This is a genomic window from Phycisphaerales bacterium, from assembly GCA_016699835.1.
GTDB lineage: Bacteria > Planctomycetota > Phycisphaerae > Phycisphaerales > UBA1924.
In genome coordinates, this window is the sequence record CP064987.1 from 2,514,754 (window position 1) to 2,535,671 (window position 20,918).

A 20,918-nucleotide genomic window follows, 5' to 3' on the forward strand; every position below is an offset into this window, starting at 1 on the left:
CGTCCCTGGTGCGTGCGTCGCTCGCGAGAATGCGGGCGAACGGTGCATCCTAAGCGTGGCATGATGGAGGGGCGAACGCCCCCGTCCACGACCCTACTCTCCCTCGCACAACTCTCACTCGCACATGAAGGAGTCCGCCATGTCGTACATCGATGCGTTCGTCCTCCCCCTCGCGAAGAAGAACCTGCCCGCGTACACCAAGATGTCCAAGGCGGCGTCCAAAGTGTGGATGGAGCACGGAGCGGTGGACTACCGCGAGTGCGTCGTCGAGGACCCCAAGCCCGGCTTCGGCATGCCCTTCCCCACGCTCGTAAAGGCGAAGAAGGGCGAGGTCGTCGTCTTCTCGTGGATCATGTACAAGTCGCGGGCGCACCGCGATCGCGTGAACGCGAAGGTGATGAAGGATCCACGCCTGGCGGCGATGTGCAAAGGCCCGATGCCGTTCGACATGGAGCGCATGACGACCGGCGGGTTCAAAGTCTTCGTCAAGCCCTGACCAGTGACGCGTCTTGGGTTCACGCACCGAAGGCGGGATCGGTGGCGTAGGCCAACCCGGTTGCGGTGAGCGCGGCCGTGGTCGTGGTGAACGCGCCCAGTGTAGAGTCGCGCCGGGTGAGTTGCGCGAAGGCGAAGGCCGAGATGTCGCCGCTCGCGGTGCCGGTAGTGCTCCCCGTGACGAGCAGGGAGAATCGGCGGAAGGCCGGACCCGACGAGACCTTGTTGAGCACATCGGTGATGGTGTTGATCGCGAGATCGACCCGCGCCTCGGCCTCGAGCGCGCCCGAAGCAACGGCGATCGACGTGCCATCGGAAAAGAGGGCCGTGACAGAGTACGTGGAGCTCGATCCGATGCGGGCGAAGGGGCTGAAGAGCGAGAGCGTCAGGACCTGCTGGTTGAGGTCGTGCGTGGGGTCGAGGAAGGCGTCGGTGAAATAGGCCGTGGACGTCGGGGCCGCGTTCGAGAACATCGTGGAGAGGCCGTCGCGGGGCGTGGTCGTCGCCTGGCCGCGATTGGTCTCGTCGACGCTGGTGTACTGCACGCTGACGCGGCTTCCGCTCGAGACCTCGTAGGTGATGCTGAAGGTCTCGCCATCGGTCAGGCCGAGGGCGGCGGCGTCGATGACGAAGTCGGTCCGGTTGTTGGCGGCGGTGATCGCGAACTGTTGGATCGGCGCGTCGCCGGTGAGTCGGCTGCTGCGCCAGAACTTCAGACGCACGATCGCGCCGGCGTTTGAAGGATTAAACACGCTGACGGTCGAGGTGAATCCGCTGAGCACTTCCGCGCCGGAGATAACACCCTTGGACGCCCCGCCGGCATGCGTGCCGAGGACGGCCCAGGCGGGCGTGGACGCGGTCCCCGTCACGCCCACGGCGGGCAGATCAAAGTCGGAGAGTGCCGCGACGATGGGCTTGGTCGAAGAGACGCGCGCGCTGTACACGCCGTCGGCGAGGCCCAGACTGAAGACCTCGATTCCGCCGCGACGGTACGCGTCGAGGGTGAACGTGAAGGTCTGTGGCGAGGCGCCCTGGGTGTAGAACGTCACGGTGATCGTCGCGCTCTCGTCGGTGAGGCTCTGCCAGAGGAGGAACTCGCGGCTCTGGCTGTTGCGTTCGATACGCGAGAAGTCCCACGTGCGGAGTTCGGTCGCGGTCGCCGTCGTCGTGTCGAAGAACGACTCGCTCGTCTCGGCGCCGAAATCGCGCCGGTGGGCCGTCGCGACGACGGGTTGGGGCGTCGTCACCGTCGTGGGGACGGAGGTCTGGAGGACAAGGGAGTAGGGCGTGTTGGCGCGGACGAGGCGTCCGGTCGCCTGGCCCGCGACGGAGATGGGGAGCGTGAGGGTGGAGTTCGCGGGGATCGTGCCCGTACTGATGATCGAGTCGCGGACGCCGTCCTCATAGTGGGCGATGAGTTGGTACGTCGCCTCTTCGGCATTGGGGTTGAACAACTCGACGGTCTCGGTCGAGGTCGCGGTGGCGTTCCCCTCGGGGAAGACCATCTCTCGCGTGAAGAAGCCGTTGGTGCCCGCCGGCTTGATGAGTTCGGCATTGATGACGTAGACCAGCGAGCTTTCGCGGATGCCGCTGGATTGGGAGTACTGCTCGGTGACGGGAAGGGTCGTGAAGACGCTGCTGAGGCTTCCGGCCCAGGCGGGATCCTCGGTCTGCGCGTTGATGATGTCGAGGGCGAAGATCTGCTGGATGACATCCCACCCCTGGATGACGCTCCCAAAGACGGCATACCCGGTGTTCGGTCCGGTGGGATCGAGGGCGGACGAGTTGTCGGTTGTGTTGATGAAGAACTGGCTGGTCGCCGAGTTGGGGTCGTTGGTGCGCGCCATCGCGATCGTGCGCTCGATGTTGCTGCGGTTGGTCGTCTCGAGGACGATCGGGGCGTCGGCGGTGGGCTGAGTGACGCCGGCGAGGTTGTCATACAGGAACCCGCCACCCTGGAGGATCCCGATCTGTCCGGTCTGGCTGATCATCCGGTGGAAGAAGGTCTCGTCGAGGCGCCCGGTGTTCACATACGTCAGGAAGTTCGCGACCGTGATCGGCGCGTCGTCGGTGTACAACTCGAAGTCCACGTCGCCATACGTCGTCTCGAAGCGGATCACCGGGTTCGTGGCCGTCTCGAGCATCGAGACATCCGGGAGCGGTGTCCCCGAAAGGGCGAGCCTTGGCTCGAGCGCCTCGAGGAGCAGCGTGGGGGCGTGGTCGACGGTGGTGGACCGATCGGTCATGGATCACTCCGGCTCAAGAAAACTCGACTCGACGGATCTGGTACTCTGGGTGGGCAACGTGGTCCGTCACGTTGTTCGGCGTCGTGCCGATCACGGGTCGTCCCTCGTCTGGTCTGCCCGCAGAATCAACTCCTCGACTCGACGAGTCCCACTCTCCCCCTGTGGGCAGGGCAAGCCTCGGTATCCCGCCTGTGGGATTTCCCGCGGACGATCATCATTCTACGGGCAAACTCGGCGTGCGGTTTGGATGGAGTCGGGGTCGGCTGCTGTCGTGGGAGGCGATTGATGGCCGATCTTGGTCATACGGAAAGTCCTAAGGAACCGGGATGGGCATGCCAAACGGATATACTCCACGAATGACAGCCCAGCCGGCGCCCACGGGCGTCGCCCCCGCGCCCCTGGCCGAACCTGGTCGGGCCCAAGCGGTCATCGAGTTCAAGCCGGTCCCGTTGCGTGAGCGGATTCGCCTGGTGCGCCCGCCGCAGCGGGCGAGCCGTCGCTACAGAGTCGCCGCGGTCACCCCGTGCTTCAATCGGGCGATCGACATCGAGCGGCTGCTCGGTGACATGGCCCGCCTCGATCGCCGCGGCATCGATCTTGTTGTCGTTGTCGTGGACAACGCCTCGAGCGTCCCGCTCTCTCAGATTCCCACGCCCCCGGGGCTGGAGGTCGAGCACGTCCGCCTGAATGAGAATCGTGGCGGGGCCGGTGGGTTCAACGCCGGGATGGCTCATGTCCTGTCGGGGTCGGGGATCTGGGCGAGGCGGCGCGAGCCGGACTTCATCTGGATCCTCGACAGCGACGCGCGGGCCACGAAGCGTTGCCTGCGTGAACTCATCCGCGCGATCCGCAGCCGCGATGATCTGGCGGCCGTCGGCTCGGCCCTCGTCGATCCATTGACCAAGCGCGTTTATGAGATCGGTGGCAAACTCCAGCGGCTCACGGGCTACTACGTCCCCGCAGCCCAGGGGAGCGTGGACCATCGCTACCTCGTCGAGGCCGATTATCTCGCCGCCTGCTCCACGCTCGTGCGGCGTGAGGCGATCCGGCGCACGGGCCTCATGCCCGAGATCTTCATCAATGGCGACGACGTGGAGTGGTTCCTGCAGATGCGGGCGGCCACCGGTTGGCGCGTCGCGGGCGCGCCTCGGGCGATTGCGTATCACCCGCTCCCCAGCCGAAAGTTTCAGACGTGGGTGCGCTACTACACGACGCGGAACTCGTACGCCCCGCTCGATTGCATGGGATATGGCCGAATCACCCGGTTCACGCGCGGGCTCGTGGACACGGCCCGAGCGACGGCCCAGGCGATCATGGGCCTCCCGGAACTCGCCGATCTCCATCTCCAAGGAATGGCCGACGCCGCTGCGGGACGGACCGTGGGCTTTGGGCCCAAGGGTGGCATCGCACCGATCGCGCAATCAACACGAATGACGCCGTTCGTCAGCCTCGCCGAGCAGGTGCGCGTGGCTCTGATGAAGCGGCCGGGTTCGCGGCTCTTCGTGCATCCGATCCTGAAGGTTCACTCGGTGGATTTCGATGGACTGCGTGAGCAGTTGGATTTGCTTGAGGTCCGTGCGACCGAGGCCGACCATCTGGCGTGGGGGAAGCGTTCGCTGGGCGCACGCCGATTCCGCGACATGGCCGCCGCCATGCTCCGAGTGCTCACTCCGGGGAAAGCGGATGTCGCGATCGTGCCGACCGGCTGGCCGACCGGCTGGTTCCGCGGGCGGACGCTCTTCCAGATCACCAACGATGGCTATCTCGTCCGCGAGATCACGACACAACGGAGCGTTGGCGAGGCGATTCGCGTGATCGCCCGGGGTGGTCTACTCGCGTTGAGACTCGCGATGCGTCGGCGGCAGTGCAATCCGCTTCCGCCGGCTCCGGTTCGATCCGGTGAGGCGAGGTTCGCCCCGCCGAATGCCGGGCCGAACTCTGTGACCAACTCACCGGTGCAATCGACCGCTTCGTGATTCACCGTTCGAAGAAAGACGAACCCAACCGCCCGGAGGCGCCGCGTGCTCTCCGTCATCGTCCTGAGTTTCAACCGACGCGACGCCCTCGGACGAACGCTCGACTCGATCGACGCATGGACTGTCGCGATCGATCGCGAAACGATCGTCGTCGACAACGCCTCGACCGATGGGACGTCGGTGTGGCTGCGTGAGGCGAGGCCAGGTGTGAATCTCATCGACCTTGAAGAGAATGTCGGCGTTGAGGGATTCAACATCGGCGCCCGTGCCGCCCGGGGTGAGACGCTCCTGATTCTCGACGATGATGCCCACGTGGATGAGCCGACGCTTCTCGCCGCGCTCGCCTGGCTCCTTGACGCCTCGGCTGGCGCGCCGCGAGCCGGAGTCGCCTTCGCGCCGGTGCATCCGTCAACCCGCGTCCCCGAGTGGCCGGGGCTTCATGAACCCACGAATCACTGGCCGGCGATGGGGTGCGCGAATCTCATCCGCGCCGACGCGTGGACCAAGGCCGGCGGCTACTGCCCTGCGTTTTTTCTCTACCGCAACGACACCGATCTCGCCCTCACGATTCGAGGGCTGGGAATGGATCTCCATGCCGACCCGGAATGGATCGCGTGGCACGACAGCCCTGCGGCCAAACAGAAATCCGCACGATGGCACACGCTCGCCACGCGAAACTGGATCTGGATGACCCGCCGCCACGCCCGAGGCCTCTGGATACTCCTCGGCGGGACACTCGGTGTTGTCTGGGCCCATCGGCTCGCGGGATGGAACCTTTCGCGACACGTGGCCACGCTGCGAGGCACGATCGCGGGGCTGTTTCGAAACGTGCCACCGGTTTCCGCACCGATCGGACGCGATGGCGAGGCCTATCGGTCCCTGATTCGTCATCAACTTCGAGCGCGAGGCCGCGCCACTCGCGAATGCCTCGGCACCTCTCAGGCTTCGTCGAGCAGTGCCAGCAGCCAGCGCCACTCCGCGTAGCGATACGACACGCCGAGTTCGTCGTGCACGTCGCGGATCCACCCGAGCGCCCGCTCGCTCAGGTCATGCTGCCACTCCTGGGCCGTGGGATCGCAGAAGTACACGCGGCACCCCAGCGGCTTGATCGTGTGCACGCCGCATGACGTGCCGTCGAGGAATGGACACGCGTCGAGGGTCGGCGCGTTGCTCAATACCGGCAATGAGCGTGGGGGCTTCTGCGCGCCGGTCTCATCTCCGGCGATTCGATGTGGTGTGACTGGATCTGCCGCCTGCACGCGTGCCCGCCGGATGGTGCACGCCGCCTCCAGCCCCGTGACATACAGCAGGTGTCCATACTTCGCGAAGTTGCAGCACCGCCCCGAGGCCTCGCACAAGGGCCGGCGCTCGGCGATCTCGGCACCGACGCGGTTGTAGATCTCATCAAGCCGGGCCACCACCGATTCGTCCATCACCGAGGCCTTCCACGCCGCCGCGTGGGTCCGGTCCTCGTCGTCGAACGTGCTGGGTCGGAAGGCCATCATCGCGAGCACCGCATTGCTGAAACTGTGGTCACATCTCCACGCGATCGCGCAGCACGCGGATCTCTTGCACGCTGTGGCGCGTGCCCTTGCCGATGCCCGGGCAGATCGCGCTCGCCCGCGCCCATGCCTGGGGTGACTTCACATTGCTCTTCCAGAATGGCCACGTCCGGCACTGCGTCGGGCGATCCTCGTACACGCCGCAGACCGCCCGCCCCGGCACGCTCGTCCGATCGAGAAAGACGCAGTCGTGTCCATGCTCGGTTTTCGTCTCGTTGAGCGATCGGCCCAGGGTCGTCTCGTGCGTGTAGCGCTCGATGAACTCAGCGTGGCTGAGTCCCAGACGTGCCGCGAGGGCCTTCGCCTCATCGTCGGTGAAGAGCACGTATCCCTCGGGCCCCGTGCAGCAGCGCCCGCACATCGTGCACTCAAAGGAAAGCCCCGCCTTCCCTGTCCCCTCGTCGGGAATCGCGAACCACTCGGTCGTGTCGTTCTGATACGCCATGGTGCTTTAGGCCTCACACGACTGCTCGACCTGGCGCACGAGTGCCGCCGAGTCGTGGAGCATCGCGTTCAACTGGCGGCTCGTGTGCAACCGATCCTGCTCCCCCGAGAGTTGGGCTGCGTTCACCACGACGTTCCACCGCGACGCGCGCGCGGCGGCATCGGCAAGCACGGCCGAGATCCCCAGATCGCTGCGAAGGTGCTTGTTCGTGATCGGCGCGAGTTCAAGAAAGAGCCGCAGGAGATCCACGCACGCCGCCATGGTGGCCAGGGGGACCTGCACGCTCGCGCGGAGCGCGTCATCGAGGGTCGCCTTCCGCCGCTCGTCGTCCTCGGGAAGCCTCTGGAGCGTGTTGACAAGGTTGTACGCCTCGGCGTCCTCGTCGGCGAGGCCCAGCAGAAGCGCCCGCGCCCGCTCCAGGCGCAGGATCGCCCCACGCAAGCGAGGCTCGTGCTCGGCGAGCGATTTCTTCCCCACCGAGTAGGCCACGACCATCTGCCCGAGTGCCGAGGCCAGCGCCCCCGTCATCGACGCGACGGCCCCGCCGCCGGGCGCCGGAGTCTTCGACGCCACCGCGCCCAGAAACTCCGCGACGCTCAGTGAGCCGAACGACGATTCCGATTCCCCATCATGCTCCATAGGCCCGATCGTACGGAGCGGACCACGGATCGTCCGAGCATCACCCGAACTTCGTGGGCAAAGCGATTGGGAGGCGCGTGATCCGATCGTCAAGACACGGTACCATGCCCCCAACCTTTCCACGAAGGAACGGGCGCATTTCTTCGAACTCTCTGTACCGGAGCCACCCTCAGCCATGGCCATCCCGCAACTCACCGAAGAGCAGATCAAGACCTACACCGTCGCCCAGAAGGACCGCTGGTGGTTCGAGAACGTCTTCAAGGGGAACATGCCCCAACTCACGCTCCGCACCGCTATAACCGGGTTCATCCTCGGCGGCATCCTGAGCGCCACCAACCTCTATATCGGTGCCAAGACCGGCTGGTCCCTCGGCGTCGGGCTGACCAGCGTCATCCTCGCCTTCGCCCTCTACCGCGTCATCTCCTCCATCGGGATCGGCAAGGACTTCACGATCCTCGAGAACAACTGCATGCAGTCCATCGCGACCAGCGCGGGCTACATGACCGGCCCCCTCATCTCCGGGCTTGCCGCCTACATGCTCATGACCAACGAGCCTATTGGCGTCTGGAAACTCATCCTGTTCACCATCGTTCTTTCGCTCCTAGGTGTGCTCGTTGCCTTCCCGATGAAACGCCGGTTCATCAATGACGAGCAGGCGCCTTTCCCCGAAGGTGCGGCGTGCGGCGTCGTCCTCGACACGCTCTACCACTCCGACCCCGGCATCGGCATGTTCAAGGCCAAGGCCCTGGTGGTCGCGGGCCTCATCAGCGGCGGCCTGAAGTTCCTGGGCGGGGCCGCCTATATGACGTTGATCCAGGTCAAGATGCTGGGGCTCGACGCCATCAAGTTCATGATCCCCGAGCATCTCGACGGGTGGTTCTATAGACTCTTCGAGAAATCGGGGAGCGGCATCCCCACACTCTGGGGCGCCGATCCGCGAAAGTTCGGCCTCTCGCCCACGCTCGACATCGCCCTCTTCGGCGCGGGCGGCCTCATGAACATCCGCTATGCCGTCAACATGTTCGCGGGGATGATCATCGCCTACGTCGGCATGGCCGGGTGGGTCGTGCAGAGCGGCTGGGTGAAAAAAATAGACGCGAAGACCCAGCAACTCACCGAACTCAGTGCGAGCAGTGCGTTCGGCTATCGCGACGTGCTCACCGGGTGGCTCCTCTGGCCCGGCGTCGCGATGCTCGTCTGCGCCAGCATGGCGGCCTTCTTCGCCAAGCCCCAGGTCTTCGTCGCCGCCTTCAAGGGCCTCACCGGCAAGCACAAGGCCGACGACGACGTCCTCAAGGACATCGAGTTCCCCCTCTGGATCTCCCTCGTTGGCGTCCCGGTGGTGGGGGCGCTGGGTGTGTGGATGATGCACGACTGGTTCGATGTGGATTGGACGATGGGCGCTCTCTCCGTTCCGCTCATCATCATCCTGACCCTCATCGCCGCGACCTCCACCGCCGCCACCAGCATCACGCCCACGGGCGCCGTCAGCAAGATCACGCAGTTCACCTTCGGCGTGATGCGCCCGGCCCAGCCCCAGGTCAACCTCATGACCGCCGTCATGACGACCGAGGTCGCGAGCAACGCCAGCAACCTCCTCATGGACATCAAGCCCGGGTACATGCTCGGGAACAAGCCCCGCCACCAGGCGATCGGGCACTGCATCGGCATCGTCGCGGGCGCCCTTGCCTCGACGCCCCTTTTCTACATCATGTTCATGAAGGACAATCCCAAGAACCCAATCATCGATTACTCGGACATGCCCGCGAAGTCGATGGAGGCGACGCTCATCACCGAGCAGTTCGGGTTCCCCTCCGCCGTGCAGTGGAAGGGCATCGCCGACTTCATGCAGGGGCTGACCGGTGACAAGGACATCACCTCGATCATCCACCCATCCGCGCTCTACGCCCTCGGGATCGCCGCGGTCTTCGGCGTCGTCTTCGAGGTGATCCGTCTCATCACCAAGGGCAAGAGCCTCATCTCCCCGGTCGCGCTCGGCCTGGGCTTCGTCATCCCGCCCGATTCCACGCTCTGGATGTTCCTCGGGTCGGCCTTCTTCTGGCTCATGCACCAGTTCTACGCCAAGTCCAAGGAGTCCTTCGGCAACCGACTCTGGGTCCTGACCCACGAGCCGATCTGTGCCGGGTTGATCGCCGGCGGCGCGCTCGTCGGCATCGGCGACACCCTCCTCGATGTCTTCCTGCTCAGCAAGTGACAACGAATCCAATGAGCGAGCCATCTACAACAACGGCCCGAGCAGCCGCGCGAATCCTTGCGCCGCACGCCGACCGAACGGCCGCTGTTTCCACGCCCCCAGCGTGATCCGCTCTGACTTCTCGATGTACGACTCCTGCAGCCGGGCGAGTTCCTCCGCGAAGGCCGCGTCGTACACGAACAGGCTCACCTCGAAGTTCAGCAGGAACGACCGGATGTCGATGTTCGCGCTCCCGATGAGCGATAGGCACCGGTCCGCTGTCACGGTCTTGGAGTGAAGCAGGCCGTCGGTGAACTCGACGACGCGCACGCCCGCGCGGAGGAGGGCCTCGTACGTCCATCGCCCCGCCGCCGCGACGACGATCGCGTCGCTGTGTCGCGGGAGGACGAGCGTCACCCGCACGCCGCGCCGTGCCGCTGAGATCAGCGCCGTCTCCGTCGCATCATCGGGCACAAAATACGGCGTGGTCACGATCAACTCCTGACGCGCGCCATAGATCATCGACAGGAGCGCATCTCGCATCGCCCCGGCGTCCGGCCCCGGACCCGTCGGCACAACCTGCGCCACGCGACCGTCGGTCACGTCCCCGATCGAAACGCGTGGCAAATACGTGTCCTCAAGGTGGACATCCTCATCGGTCTCGAGCGCCCAGTCGCGCAGGAAGACGAGTTGCAGCGCCTGGGCCGCCGGCCCCTCGACCCGCACCGACGCGTCGATCCATGGGCCGATCTTCTTGCGGATCGATCGCTTGAAGCCATGGTCCGTAAGATTCTGGCTCCCCATGTATCCCACGCGCCCATCAAAGACCGCGATCTTGCGGTGATTCCGTAGATCCAGTCGCGCCACGAGCATGCGCAGCGCACCCACCGGGAGCGCCTCGAGCACGCGCACGCCCTCGCGATCCAGCATCCGGCGCTGCTCGCTAGCGAGGAACTCCTTGCTCCCAGCGGAATCCACGAGCACTCGGCATTCCACGCCACGCTGCGACGCGCGCACGAGGGCCGCCGAAATCTCCTCCGATCGTCCCCGCGCCATCCAGATGTAGAACAGCAGATGGCAGTGGTGCGTGCTCGCGTCGATGTCGCGGATGAGCGAGTCGAGAAACTCATCGGTGTCGCTCAGGAGCGTCAACCGATTGCCCTTGAGTGGCGGGAGCCCGCCGACGGCCGTCGCGTGCGGCGCCACCAGTTCCAGCCCGCCCGATCGCACGCTCGGCCGCGACCGCGTCAGGCCCAACTCCGCCCATCGCGCGACGACCGAGGGCTCGGCCTGGCGCATGATCTGGTCGTGCTCCATCCGCCGGCGCGTGCCAAGACGGTTCTCGCCCACCAGAACGTACAGGATCGAGCCGATCAACGGCACAAAGAGCACAAGGACCAGCCACGCCAGCGTCGTCGGCACGGGCCGGCGACGCGCGATCACGACGAATCCCATGAGCACGCGGAGGCCGAACTCCACAAGAAGTCCCGATGCGGCCAGCCAGGGATGATTCGAGATCCACTCGAGCATGCGACAGATTGTCGCACGCTCGGGCGCTCTCCGCCGGGATTCGTCCGGTCGGATCGCGTAGACTGGCGCGTCAAAGGAGGCACCATGCCGCGCGAATCAGAATCCGGGCACGCCAGGGCGTCACGCCGAATCGTCCAGCAGGGCAACGACATCCGCTCACGGATCAACCGTCTCGCCCGCGGCGCGATGGCCGGGAACATGGCCGAGGTTCGTGAGGTCGTCTCGTCCACGCTCCATGGCGTGAAGGAGGAACTCGCGAGCGTCCTCCCCGAGAAGCGAGAGAGCGTGCTGCGCCAGGTCGTCGATGGTCTGGGCGACGCGATCGAGGCCGGCAGCGACGCCGTCAAGGAAGCCGTCGATCACGCCGCCAAGCGTGGCGAGCGCCTCCGCAAAACGGATCTCAAGGCGATCTCCAAGGAACTCCGTGGCATCGAGGAGTCGTTCGTGGACACCGTGAAGGAGTCGGCGAGCACGCTCGAGCGCCACGCGCGGCTCGAGGCCCGCGACGTCGCCGCGATCGCCAAGAAGGCCGCGAAACGAATCGCCCCCGCCGCCCGCTCCGCCGCCGACGCCCTCGATGGTCACGTGGTGGACGCGGCCAAAGAAGCCGCGAGCACCGCGGGAAAGGCGGCTCGTGTCCTCGCCGGATCCGCCGCCGAGGGCGTTGCGGGTGTCCTCAAGAAGGCCGGCAAATCGCTCAAGAAGGGCGCCGCGACTAACAAGGCCGCGAAGAAGACCACAACGAAGTCGAGCGCGAAGAAGGCCTCCAAGAAATCCGTGGCCAGAAGGTCGACCAAGAAAACAACGACCAAGAAAGCCGCGAAGAAATCGACCTCCCGGAAGGCCGCGAAGAAGACCACGAAGAAGAAGTCCCGCTAATCCTTCCGCGACCGCAGCCAGCGCCTGTTCCGCAATACGTGCCCGATGGTCAGCACGAGCGCCAGCGCCAGCCCGATGATCCCGATCGTCGCGAATGGAATCGTCTGTCCGGGCCGATCCGCGTGCACCAGGATCGATGACCCCACCACCAATCCCGCGATCGCCAGCGAGAACGCGATGTTCCGGCTGGCGTGCTCGATCGTCTGCGTCATCCGCGTCAGCCCGCGGTGCTCGAGATTCACCGCCAGTCGATTCCTCCGGATCTGCGTCAGAACCTGGCGCACCTCCGTCGGCAGGTTCTCCGCCAACTCGGCGTACTCCGCCATCCCGCGCTCGAACCGCCGACGCATCGCCCCCACGCTGTACTTCCGCTTCACCAGTCGCTCGACGTGGGGCGAGGCGAACTCCACGAGATCGAACTTGGGATCAAGGTCCCGGGCGACCGACTGGATCGTCGTGAGCGCCTTGATGAGCAGCACGAGATCCGCCGGGCATCGCAACTGGTGCCGGCGCAGTTTCTTGAAGAACGCGTCGAGCAGCGCGGGCATGTCGATCCGGCCCACCGTCGCGTGCTCGAACTGGGCCACAAAGTCACGCACGTCCGCACGCACCGCCCGATCCTCGAGTTTCGCCGGCTCCGCGTCGGACAGCGTCCCCACCACACGCATCACGCTGTCGAGATCCCCCCGCACGACCCCGAGCACCAGCGTCGCGAGGCTCTCCGCCGTCCGCGCCTCGATCTGCCCCGTCATGCCGCAGTCGATGAACCCCACCGCGCCGTCCTCGAGCACGAAGAGATTCCCCGGATGCGGATCGGCGTGAAAAAAACCAAGATCAAGACACTGCCGCAGCACCGCCTCGGCCCCATGCCGAACGACCGCGTGCCGATGGTCCTCGGGAATCTCGCTCGCCGGCACGCTCGACAGCAGCGTCCCCTTGAACTCCTGCATCGCCAGCACGCGATGCGTCGAGGCCGACCAGTAGATCTCGGGAAACCGGATCGACGGCGCGTCATCGAAGTACGCGCGGAGCCTGTCGGTCGCGCGCCCCTCGTGCGTCAGGTCCACCTCGCGCTCCAGTTCCCGCGCGAACTCGTCCACCACCTCCGTCGGGCTGTATCCAAGGTCCGTGAATCGCGATTCGGCAAACTCCGCCAGCGTCCGCAGGATCTCCATGTCGCTCTGCGTCACGTCCTCGATCCCCGGGCGGAGCACTTTGAGCACAACCGGCGTGCCGTCCGTCAATCGTGCCCGATGCACCTGCGCCATCGACGCCGCCGCCAGCGGCTGTGGATCAATCCACGCGATCACCTCATCCAGCCGATCCCCGAACTCCTCATTCAATCGCCGCTCGATCTCCTCGAACGGCAGGCGCACCGCATTGGATTGCAGGTTCCGGAACTCTTCTGCCCATTCTTCGGGAATCAGGTCGGGACGGCACGAGAGCACCTGCCCCAACTTCATGAACGTTGGCCCGAGATCCTCCATGGCGCGACGAAGTCGCTGCGCCCGCGTCTCACGCGATTCATGCTCCTGCGGCGCGCTCTGCCGGAGCAACAAGCGTTTCCCCGACTCCAGCCAGCGATCCAGCCCCGTCTCCGAGACGATGTCGCGGAATCCATGGCGAAACAGGACCTCGATGATCTCGCCATACCGCCGGACGTTCTTGATCGTGCGATGAATTCCACCGGCATACATGGCGGATGGTACCCCGTGCCGCCGCTACAACGAATACTCCGCATCCGCGCCGGGCGTCTCGGCGCGAACGCCGAGGTCCCTCGAGAGTCGTGTTGCGAGCGCCAAGCGCGCGTAATCCTCGCCATGATTGAGGAGCACCCGGGGCCTCGACTTCGCCCACGAACTCGCCCACGCGACCAGTTCGCTCTGCCCCGCGTGGGCCGAGAACCCGCCCAGCGTGTGGATCTTCGCGCGAACCTTTACCCAATCGCCAAGCACGCGCACCACCCCCGCGCCCTCGGCCAGTCGCCGACCGATCGAGCCCGATGGCTGATACCCCACGATCATGACCCGCGCGTCGCGCCGCCAGAGGTTGTGCTTCAGGTGATGCACGATCCGCCCGCCGGTGCACATCCCGCTCCCCGCGATCACCACCGCCGCCCCGCTCATGTCGTTGAGCCTTCGCGAGTCGTCGGCTTTCTCCAGGAACGTGTACACCGGAACCGAGTTCGGCTTCTCGGCATATTCGAACATCGCCCTCGCGTCCGTGTCCAGTGAGCCGCGATGCTTCATGTACACCTCCGTCGCCTCCGACGCGAGCGGGCTGTCGATATACACCGGAAACGACGGCACGCGCCCGCTCTGCCCGAGCGCCGCCAACTCATACATCAGCAACTGCGTCCGCCCCACCGCGAACGCCGGCACAAACACCCGCTGATGCTCCCACACCGCGTCGTGGATGATCGACCGGAACTCCTCGACCGTCGCCTCGCGCGAGCGATGGTCGCGATCGCCATAGGTGGATTCCATCACCACCAGGTCCGCGTGCTCGAAGCGCTCCGGGTTGTGGTTGATGGGCACGTTCGAGACGCCGATGTCGCCGGAGAAGACGATCGTCTTTGTCCCCCCACCCTCCTCGATCGTGACCTCCACGCTCGCCGAGCCGAGGATGTGCCCCGCGTCCACAAGCCGCACACGCACACCCGGCGCGACCTCCGTCGGCGTTCCGTACCTCACAGGCTTGAACGTCCCCAGCACCTGCTCCGCCTCGGCCTTCGTGTAGAGCGGCTCGACCGGCTCCTTTCCCCGCCGAAGATTTCTCCTCGTGTCCTCCCGCGCGTCGGCCTCCTGCACCTGGGCCGAGTCCCTCAGCATCACCCGGCACAGGTCGATCGTCTCGGGAGTGCACCAGATCGGACCCTTGTAGCCGAGCGACGCAAGCAACGGCAGACGCCCGGAGTGATCCACGTGCGCATGCGTCAGCACCACCGCGTCGAGACGAGAGAAGTCGTGCCGACGCCGATTCTTCGCGTCCTGCCCCGGGCCGCCCTGGAACAGCCCGAAATCAATAAGCACACGCGCCCGACCCGTTTCGAGCAGCGTCGACGAGCCCGTGACCTCGCCCATGGCGCCAAGAAATCGGATGCTTGTGCCCACGATAAGTTACCTCTCACTTGAAGTGGATTTTACGCGAAATGCAAGCCCGACACAGGGGAGAAACATACCCTAAATCGATCAGAGGGAGATACGGTCTGCGCCCAGGCGAGTGGTTCGATTCGTGTCCAGCGTAGCCATGACCGAAGCAACCCCAAAAACACTGGTGTACGTCCCTCGCCATTGGTCATCACATCTGGGGGTGGCGCTCGCCTCCATCTCCCAGGACAAAGTCGGTACGTTGCTCGATGCGCCCGACCTCTCGTCCGCGATTGACATCCTGATGCACGCCGAGCGCACATGCACCGTTGTCGTCGAGTACGACGGGCTCGACATCGTGCGCTCGGTCGAATCGGTGCGGGATCGCCTGGTCAACGTCCCGTGCGTCGCGATGCTGCCAGTCGAGGACTCCGGCATCGCCGAAGCGATCGTCAAGAACGGTATCGGCGCCATCCTCTACCCCGGCGAGTTCTATCCACCCAGAATCGAGCGTGTCATCACTCTCACAAACGTGAGACACCGAATCACCAGTGCCGAACGCCTCGTCCGCGAGCGATTCGAGTTCGCCGCCAGGGTCATCTCCGACACCATCTGAGACTGGTGGATCCACGAACCGCACCGCACCTATCACACGCCCCAGTTCGACACGCTCCTGGGGTATGAGCCCGGCGAACTCCCCGTCAGCGTGGACTCGTGGATCGAGAATCTCCACCCCGAGGATGCGCCGCGCGTCCAGGCCGCGATCCAACGCAACTGGGAGACCGGCGAGACCTACGACTGCGAGTACCGCCTCCGCCACAAGGACGGCTCCTATCGCCATGTCCGGGCCGTCGGCGATTGCCTGCGCGACTCCGCCGGCAAGCCCTATCGCATGATCGGCATCATCGAAGATGTCACCGATCAAAGGGCCGCCCTCGAACTCCAGCGCAAACGCGAGGAAGACCTCCGCCAGACCCAGAAACTCGAGGCCGTCGGCCTCTTCGCCAGTGGCGTCGCCCACGACTTCAGCAACCTTCTCGCCGCCATCCGCGGGTATGTCAGCATCGCCCGCGCCACGATCGCCCCCAGCACCCAGGCCGCGAAAGCCCTGGAGCAGGTCGAGAAGGCCGCCGCCCAGGCCACGGGCGTCGCGCGATCGCTCCTCACTTTCGCGAAAAAATCCGACTCCCACTTCGAGCCGATCAATCTCGCCTCGGTCGTGAAGGACACCACGCGTCTCCTCCGACGCATGCTCCCCGCAGGCGTCCACACCGTCATCGACACGCGCTCGGCCGCCTCACTCTGGGTTCGCGCCGACGCCGTCCAGATCCAGCAGGTCGTCATCAACCTCGCAATCAACGCTCGAGATTCCATTGCTGGCTCCGGCACCATCCGCATCGCCGTCGAGCCATCACCTCAGCCGCCCACAACCGACGTGCCCAAATCCAAACCCGCGCCCACCCACGTCCGCCTCGTCGTATCGGACACCGGCGCCGGCATCCCCCCCGACATCCTCCCTCGGGTCTTCGAACCGTTCTTCACCACCAAACCCAGAGAGGATGGCTCAGGCCTGGGCCTCTCCATCTGCCACGCCATCGCACGCGATCACGGCGGCTCCATCGACATCACCTCAAGGCCCACAGAGGGAACAACAGTTATCGTCACCCTTCCAACCATCCCCAAACCCGCGACGATCAGTGTGGCGACCGGTCCAAAGCCCACCGCCTGTGTCGTTCTCGACGATCCGCACGTCCGAGGCGTCCTCAACGCCATGCTCACCAGCCTTGGGCACGATGTCCCCCTCGTCTCCGCCGCGGACGCGCAGCGCACCATGCTCGATCCCGCCGCCGACATCGATGTTGTTCTCATGGACGAGTCGCTCGTCCCCGACACCTTCGCTGCCGGTCTCGCGGACCTCCGCGCCCGAAACAGCAAGAGGCGCTTCATTCTGGTCGCCGATCCCACCGAGAACCGCCTGCCCGCCTCCGATCCGCTCGTCTCGTTCCTAGTCCGTCCCTTCCGGCGTGAAGACCTCAAGTCCCTCCTCGAAGCCAAGCTCAAATCCGAAGGAGTCACGCGATGACAGGTCCGCTCACCATTGTCGTCGCCGACGATCACGCCCTCGTGCGACGATGCCTCGCCGAGATGCTCACGCGTCCCCCCGCGCTCCAGGTCGTCGCCGATGTCTCAACGACCGATGAGGCCATCACCGCCGCCATCCGTCACCAGCCCGACATCGTCATCCTCGACATCGACATCCCCGGCGTCGGCTCCTTCGAGGCCGCCAAAATCATCCAGTCCCGATGCCCCAAAACCAAAATCATGTTCCTGAGCGCCTTCTCCCACGACCGCTACATCGAGGCCGCCCTCAAAGCCGGTGCCATGGCCTATGTCACGAAAACCGATCCCCCCGAGGTCCTCGTCCGCGCCATCCAATCCGTCGGCCTGGGCAGCACCTACTTCTCCCCTGAGGTCCAGGATCGCCTCGTCATCGAGTCCAACGGCGTAAGCCTCAAGTTCACAGCCTCCACCAAAGTCTCCAGCCTCACGCCCCGCGAACTCGAAGTCCTTCGATACATTGCCAAGGGACTCTCCAAGAAAGAGATCGCCAACACGCTCCATCTGTCGGTCAAGACCGTCGAGAACCACGTCGCGAGAGTCATGGGACGCCTCAATATCCACGACCGTGTGGAACTGACGCGATTCGCCATCCGCGAGGGTCTCGCTGAGGCGTGATCAGACTTCTTTGTCAGATTCTCCGTAGATATACGTGCTCCCGACGTGAAAACGACCTTTAGGTTCTTTTTTACACTTGGAAACCATGGCGTTTGATCGCCAGAATAGGGTAGAAGTCCTCAATGGCCCTGCTCTTGCGCTTCGCCGATACTTCAGAGACATACGGGTAAATTATTTCCTCTGATGGGTCATGCAACAGTAATTGATTGAAGAACGGATTAGAGATGGACATCCCAAATCTTGAATCTACATCGAAGGTGGCGACCCTTGTCTGCCAGCATTGCGGCATGCCTGTGTCACACAATCAGGGGATGTTCACTGTTGAAACAAAGACCCTCCTCGGCAAACTCAGCGAGGCCCAGCGACGCGTCCTGGTCCACCTGCTCGAAGGCCTCTCCGAGCCCGAGATAGCCGATCGCATCCACCGCAGTCGGCACACCGTCCACGACCACACCAAGGCGATCTATGCCGCCCTGGGTGTCTCCAAGCGCGTCCAACTCGTCCACCTCTTCGCCGGGATCGAGCCCAAGGCCGTCGCGCCCTCGCTCTCGTGATCCCCGACACACGTTCCTGACGATCTCTTGATACTCTTGGCGTTCCTGGCGCGGGCCTTGCGGTTCGCGTCGTGCCATTTCTCAGGAGTTGGACGCGCATGAACACGCCCGAGCACTCGGATTCCCTCCCCCCGGCCGAGATCCCCGCGCTCCCTCCCGACGCCACCCCCGAACAGAAAGACCACCACTGGCACACCTATGTGTACCAGGGCGACCGCATGCCCCAACTCACGCTCCGAGCCGTCCTCATGGGCGGCATCCTGGGCATGGCGATGGCCGCCGCCAACCTCTACACCACCCTCGCCATCGGCTGGGGCTTCGGCATCGCGATCACCGCCTGCGTCATCTCCTACGTCATCTGGACGGCCGTCCGCGCCATCAGCGGCAACTCCATCTCCCAGATGTCCGTCCTCGAGAACGCCTGCATGGCGTCCACCGCGTCCGCCGCGGGCTATTCGACCGGCTCGACTATCGCCACGATGTTCGGCGCCCTGGTGCTCCTCAAGGACCCAGGCCCGGGACAGACCCTTGAGGACATCACCACGCTCGGCGTCTCGCCGTGGTGGGTCGTCGGCCTCTTCACGCTCTGCACGGGCCTCATGGGAGTCTTCCTCGCGATCCCCATGAAGCGCCAGATGATCAACCAGGAGCAGTTGCCGTTCCCCTCCGGAACCGCCGCGGCTGAAACGCTCCGAAGCCTCTACAGCCAGAGCAAGGAGGCGGTGCGCAAGGCGTACGTGCTCGTGGCCGGTCTCGCGGGGGGGCTGCTTATCGGTTTTCTTCGCGCGCCGCAGGACGTTGTCGATAAGGTCCCAATTCTCACGAAGTTCTTTGGCCTCTTCGGCGGACACGCTCCCATTCCCAGCGAGGTTCCGGTTGGCTGGTTCAATTGCATGTATGCCACGTCGGCCACCCCCAAGGGGCGTCATCCCTATGGCGCCGCGGTGGAGCCCTCGGCCCTCCTCATCGCCGCAGGAATGATCGTCGGCCCGCGCATCAGCACCTCGATGCTCATCGGCTCCTTGCTCCTCTATGGCGTGGTCGGCCCGAAGATGGCCGCCATGGACGCCGACCATCTCGAGCCGGGCGCCACCGCAGTGCACGCGGCGGTGCTGACCCAGAAGAGCACGCTCACGGATCCCGCCACTGCGGCCGATTCGATCGTGAACGCGATCATCGCCGCGGCTGGCGATCCCAAGATCGGCGTGACGTTCACGGAGGAACAACTCAAGAGTTTCCGCTCGGCGGGCGACGACGCCCGAAAGGCCGTGCTCGATGAGGCCAAGAAAGCCGCTGAGTCCAATCCATCGGCCCCTGCGGCAAAGCCGGAGGAGCTCGCGGAGGCGCAAATCAACGCGGTGGTTAAGGCCATCGATGATGCCGCGGTGCCCGTCGCCGCCGATGCCTTCGCCGAACTCCCGGCGAAGAAGGCCAAAGCCGACGCCATTGCGGCCGCAAAGGCCCGGGGCGATACCGATGACAAGGCCTCGATGGCCGGCGACATCGCCTATCAGGATGCGAAGTATCGGAAGAACTTCACCTGGTGGTCGTGGTTCGGCCACGAGAACAACTTCAACATGCTCCGCTGGGCGCTCTGGGGCGGCACCGCGCTCATGGTGTTCAGCAGCCTCATGAGCATCGCCTTGCAGTGGAAGACGTTCGTCCGCGCCTTCAAGGGCGCCCGCGCGGGATCCACTCCCGGCGCGGTCGATATGTCCGACATCGAGGTCCCCGGCTCGTGGATGGTCATCGGCATGCTGCCCATCACCATCGCGATGGTGTGGCTCCAGGTCCAGGCCTTCGGCGTCTCCTGGTGGGCGGGCGTCATCGCCGTCGCCATGAGTTTCGTCCTCTCCCTCGTCGCGAGTCGTGCCACAGGCGAGACCGACACGACCCCGATCGGCGCCATGGGCAAGGTCATGCAACTCATGTTCGCGGTCCTCGCGCCCAAGAACATCTCGGCCAACCTTGCCTCCGCGGGCATCGCCGCCAACAGCGCGAGTTCCTCCGCCGACCTTCTCACCGACCTCAAGACCGGCTACCTCCTCGGTGCCAACCCGCGCAAGCAGTTCATCGCCCAGTTCCTGGGCGTCTTCTTCGGCACACTCGCGATCGTCCCGATCTGGTATCTGATGGTCCCCGATCGCGCGAAACTCGAGTCCTTCGCCATGCCCGCGACACGCGCGTGGGAGGCCGTGGCTCGTGTCCTCGTCGAGGGTGTCAGCGAACTCCCGCCCTCCGCCATCACGTCGATCTTCGTGGGCGCGGCAATCGGGTGCCTCCTTCCGATCGTGGAGAAGTTCCTGCCCGCGAAGGCCAAGCGGTTCATGCCCAGCGCGATGGGCCTGGGGCTTTCCTGGGTCATCCCGTTCCAGAACGCCCTGTCCTTCTTCATCGGAGCCATGATCGCCGAGATCTGGCGCCTGCTTAGCCCGAAATCACAGGAGCATTACAACGTGCCGGTCGCCTCGGGACTGGTCGCCGGCGAATCCATGATGCTCGCGTTCCTCGCGATCTCGGCCACAGTTGTGGGTCTCATCTGGGGTTGATCGAATCGGAGTTTCGCGAAGTCG

General features: G+C 65.0%; 17 protein-coding genes. 10 read left to right on the top strand and 7 right to left on the bottom strand.

Annotation, left to right across the window (positions count from 1 at the left end):
* Window positions 1-139: 139 nt before the first annotated feature.
* Entirely contained in the window at window positions 140-496 is a 357-nt protein-coding gene (locus tag IPK69_10405; protein ID QQS08396.1) for a DUF1428 domain-containing protein, read from the top strand.
* Window positions 497-515: 19 nt separating this feature from the next.
* Here IPK69_10405 and IPK69_10410 read toward each other — a convergent pair whose 3' ends face one another.
* A complete protein-coding gene (locus IPK69_10410) occupies window positions 516-2,741 on the bottom strand; it encodes a peptidylprolyl isomerase (GenBank protein QQS08397.1) in 2,226 nt (741 codons plus the stop codon).
* A gap of 356 nt (window positions 2,742-3,097) precedes the next feature.
* Here IPK69_10410 and IPK69_10415 point away from each other — a divergent pair, with 356 nt between their 5' ends.
* Both IPK69_10415 and IPK69_10420 read left to right on the top strand, forming a co-directional pair.
* Window positions 3,098-4,717 (top strand): glycosyltransferase family 2 protein, encoded by a 1,620-nt coding sequence (locus IPK69_10415; protein QQS08398.1) that lies wholly within the window; start codon window positions 3,098-3,100, stop codon window positions 4,715-4,717.
* Between the two features lie 45 nt (window positions 4,718-4,762).
* Window positions 4,763-5,701 carry a glycosyltransferase gene (locus tag IPK69_10420; GenBank protein ID QQS08399.1) on the top strand — a complete coding sequence of 313 codons (939 nt, stop codon included), beginning with the start codon at window positions 4,763-4,765 and terminating at the stop codon, window positions 5,699-5,701.
* Here IPK69_10420 and IPK69_10425 read toward each other — a convergent pair.
* The 3 genes from IPK69_10425 to IPK69_10435 are packed head-to-tail and all read right to left on the bottom strand — an operon-like array spanning window position 5,656 to window position 7,363.
* Entirely contained in the window at window positions 5,656-6,222 is a 567-nt protein-coding gene (locus tag IPK69_10425; protein QQS08400.1) for a YkgJ family cysteine cluster protein, read from the bottom strand. The two genes, IPK69_10420 and IPK69_10425, sit on opposite strands and share 46 nt — an antisense overlap.
* 28 nt (window positions 6,223-6,250) lie before the next feature.
* Window positions 6,251-6,724: a YkgJ family cysteine cluster protein gene (locus IPK69_10430; GenBank protein QQS08401.1), complete on the bottom strand. Its 474-nt coding sequence runs from the start codon at window positions 6,722-6,724 to the stop codon at window positions 6,251-6,253.
* A 6-nt stretch (window positions 6,725-6,730) separates the two neighbouring features.
* Window positions 6,731-7,363, bottom strand: a complete 633-nt coding sequence (locus IPK69_10435; protein QQS08402.1) for a cyclodeaminase/cyclohydrolase family protein — start codon at window positions 7,361-7,363, stop codon at window positions 6,731-6,733.
* 175 nt (window positions 7,364-7,538) lie between these two features.
* Between IPK69_10435 and IPK69_10440 the strand changes: the two genes are divergently transcribed.
* Window positions 7,539-9,578, top strand: a complete 2,040-nt coding sequence (locus IPK69_10440; protein ID QQS08403.1) for an OPT/YSL family transporter — start codon at window positions 7,539-7,541, stop codon at window positions 9,576-9,578.
* 24 nt (window positions 9,579-9,602) lie between these two features.
* On the opposite strand, the gene cls is transcribed toward IPK69_10440, so the two are convergent.
* Window positions 9,603-11,087: a cardiolipin synthase gene (gene cls / locus IPK69_10445; protein QQS08404.1), complete on the bottom strand. Its 1,485-nt coding sequence runs from the start codon at window positions 11,085-11,087 to the stop codon at window positions 9,603-9,605.
* Between the two features lie 84 nt (window positions 11,088-11,171).
* Between cls and IPK69_10450 the strand changes: the two genes are divergently transcribed.
* Entirely contained in the window at window positions 11,172-11,966 is a 795-nt protein-coding gene (locus IPK69_10450) for a hypothetical protein (GenBank protein QQS08405.1), read from the top strand.
* Here the strand turns inward: IPK69_10450 and IPK69_10455 are convergent.
* Together IPK69_10455 and IPK69_10460 are read right to left on the bottom strand one after the other, a co-directional pair.
* Window positions 11,963-13,663 carry an AarF/ABC1/UbiB kinase family protein gene (locus IPK69_10455; protein ID QQS08406.1) on the bottom strand — a complete coding sequence of 567 codons (1,701 nt, stop codon included), beginning with the start codon at window positions 13,661-13,663 and terminating at the stop codon, window positions 11,963-11,965. The two genes, IPK69_10450 and IPK69_10455, sit on opposite strands and share 4 nt — an antisense overlap.
* 24 nt (window positions 13,664-13,687) lie before the next feature.
* The gene (locus IPK69_10460) at window positions 13,688-15,049 is read right to left on the bottom strand and encodes an MBL fold metallo-hydrolase (protein ID QQS08407.1); all 1,362 of its coding nucleotides are present in this window, start codon (window positions 15,047-15,049) and stop codon (window positions 13,688-13,690) included.
* 166 nt (window positions 15,050-15,215) lie between these two features.
* Between IPK69_10460 and IPK69_10465 the strand changes: the two genes are divergently transcribed.
* From IPK69_10465 to IPK69_10485, 5 genes are all read left to right on the top strand, one after another.
* Complete coding sequence (locus IPK69_10465; GenBank protein QQS08408.1) at window positions 15,216-15,671, top strand: hypothetical protein; 456 nt, start codon at window positions 15,216-15,218, stop codon at window positions 15,669-15,671.
* Window positions 15,672-15,761: 90 nt separating this feature from the next.
* Entirely contained in the window at window positions 15,762-17,138 is a 1,377-nt protein-coding gene (locus IPK69_10470; GenBank protein QQS08409.1) for a PAS domain-containing protein, read from the top strand.
* A complete protein-coding gene (locus IPK69_10475) occupies window positions 17,135-17,791 on the top strand; it encodes a response regulator transcription factor (protein QQS08410.1) in 657 nt (218 codons plus the stop codon). The genes IPK69_10470 and IPK69_10475 overlap by 4 nt, the downstream gene beginning before the upstream one ends.
* A gap of 287 nt (window positions 17,792-18,078) precedes the next feature.
* The gene (locus IPK69_10480) at window positions 18,079-18,345 is read left to right on the top strand and encodes a helix-turn-helix transcriptional regulator (protein QQS08411.1); all 267 of its coding nucleotides are present in this window, start codon (window positions 18,079-18,081) and stop codon (window positions 18,343-18,345) included.
* A gap of 98 nt (window positions 18,346-18,443) precedes the next feature.
* Complete coding sequence (locus IPK69_10485) at window positions 18,444-20,894, top strand: OPT/YSL family transporter (GenBank protein ID QQS08412.1); 2,451 nt, start codon at window positions 18,444-18,446, stop codon at window positions 20,892-20,894.
* The last annotated feature ends 24 nt before the right edge of the window (window positions 20,895-20,918 follow it).

Bases quoted from the DNA above. Each gene is read 5' to 3' on its own strand.
- IPK69_10405 (QQS08396.1), top strand. From the start codon at position 140: ATGTCGTACATCGATGCGTTCGTCCTCCCCCTCGCGAAGAAGAACCTG.
- IPK69_10410 (QQS08397.1), bottom strand. From the start codon at position 2,741: ATGACCGATCGGTCCACCACCGTCGACCACGCCCCCACGCTGCTCCTC.
- IPK69_10415 (QQS08398.1), top strand. From the start codon at position 3,098: ATGACAGCCCAGCCGGCGCCCACGGGCGTCGCCCCCGCGCCCCTGGCC.
- IPK69_10425 (QQS08400.1), bottom strand. From the start codon at position 6,222: ATGATGGCCTTCCGACCCAGCACGTTCGACGACGAGGACCGGACCCAC.
- IPK69_10430 (QQS08401.1), bottom strand. From the start codon at position 6,724: ATGGCGTATCAGAACGACACGACCGAGTGGTTCGCGATTCCCGACGAG.
- IPK69_10435 (QQS08402.1), bottom strand. From the start codon at position 7,363: ATGGAGCATGATGGGGAATCGGAATCGTCGTTCGGCTCACTGAGCGTC.
- IPK69_10440 (QQS08403.1), top strand. From the start codon at position 7,539: ATGGCCATCCCGCAACTCACCGAAGAGCAGATCAAGACCTACACCGTC.
- cls (QQS08404.1), bottom strand. From the start codon at position 11,087: ATGCTCGAGTGGATCTCGAATCATCCCTGGCTGGCCGCATCGGGACTT.
- IPK69_10450 (QQS08405.1), top strand. From the start codon at position 11,172: ATGCCGCGCGAATCAGAATCCGGGCACGCCAGGGCGTCACGCCGAATC.
- IPK69_10455 (QQS08406.1), bottom strand. From the start codon at position 13,663: ATGTATGCCGGTGGAATTCATCGCACGATCAAGAACGTCCGGCGGTAT.
- IPK69_10460 (QQS08407.1), bottom strand. From the start codon at position 15,049: ATGGGCGAGGTCACGGGCTCGTCGACGCTGCTCGAAACGGGTCGGGCG.
- IPK69_10465 (QQS08408.1), top strand. From the start codon at position 15,216: ATGACCGAAGCAACCCCAAAAACACTGGTGTACGTCCCTCGCCATTGG.
- IPK69_10475 (QQS08410.1), top strand. From the start codon at position 17,135: ATGACAGGTCCGCTCACCATTGTCGTCGCCGACGATCACGCCCTCGTG.
- IPK69_10480 (QQS08411.1), top strand. From the start codon at position 18,079: ATGCCTGTGTCACACAATCAGGGGATGTTCACTGTTGAAACAAAGACC.
- IPK69_10485 (QQS08412.1), top strand. From the start codon at position 18,444: ATGAACACGCCCGAGCACTCGGATTCCCTCCCCCCGGCCGAGATCCCC.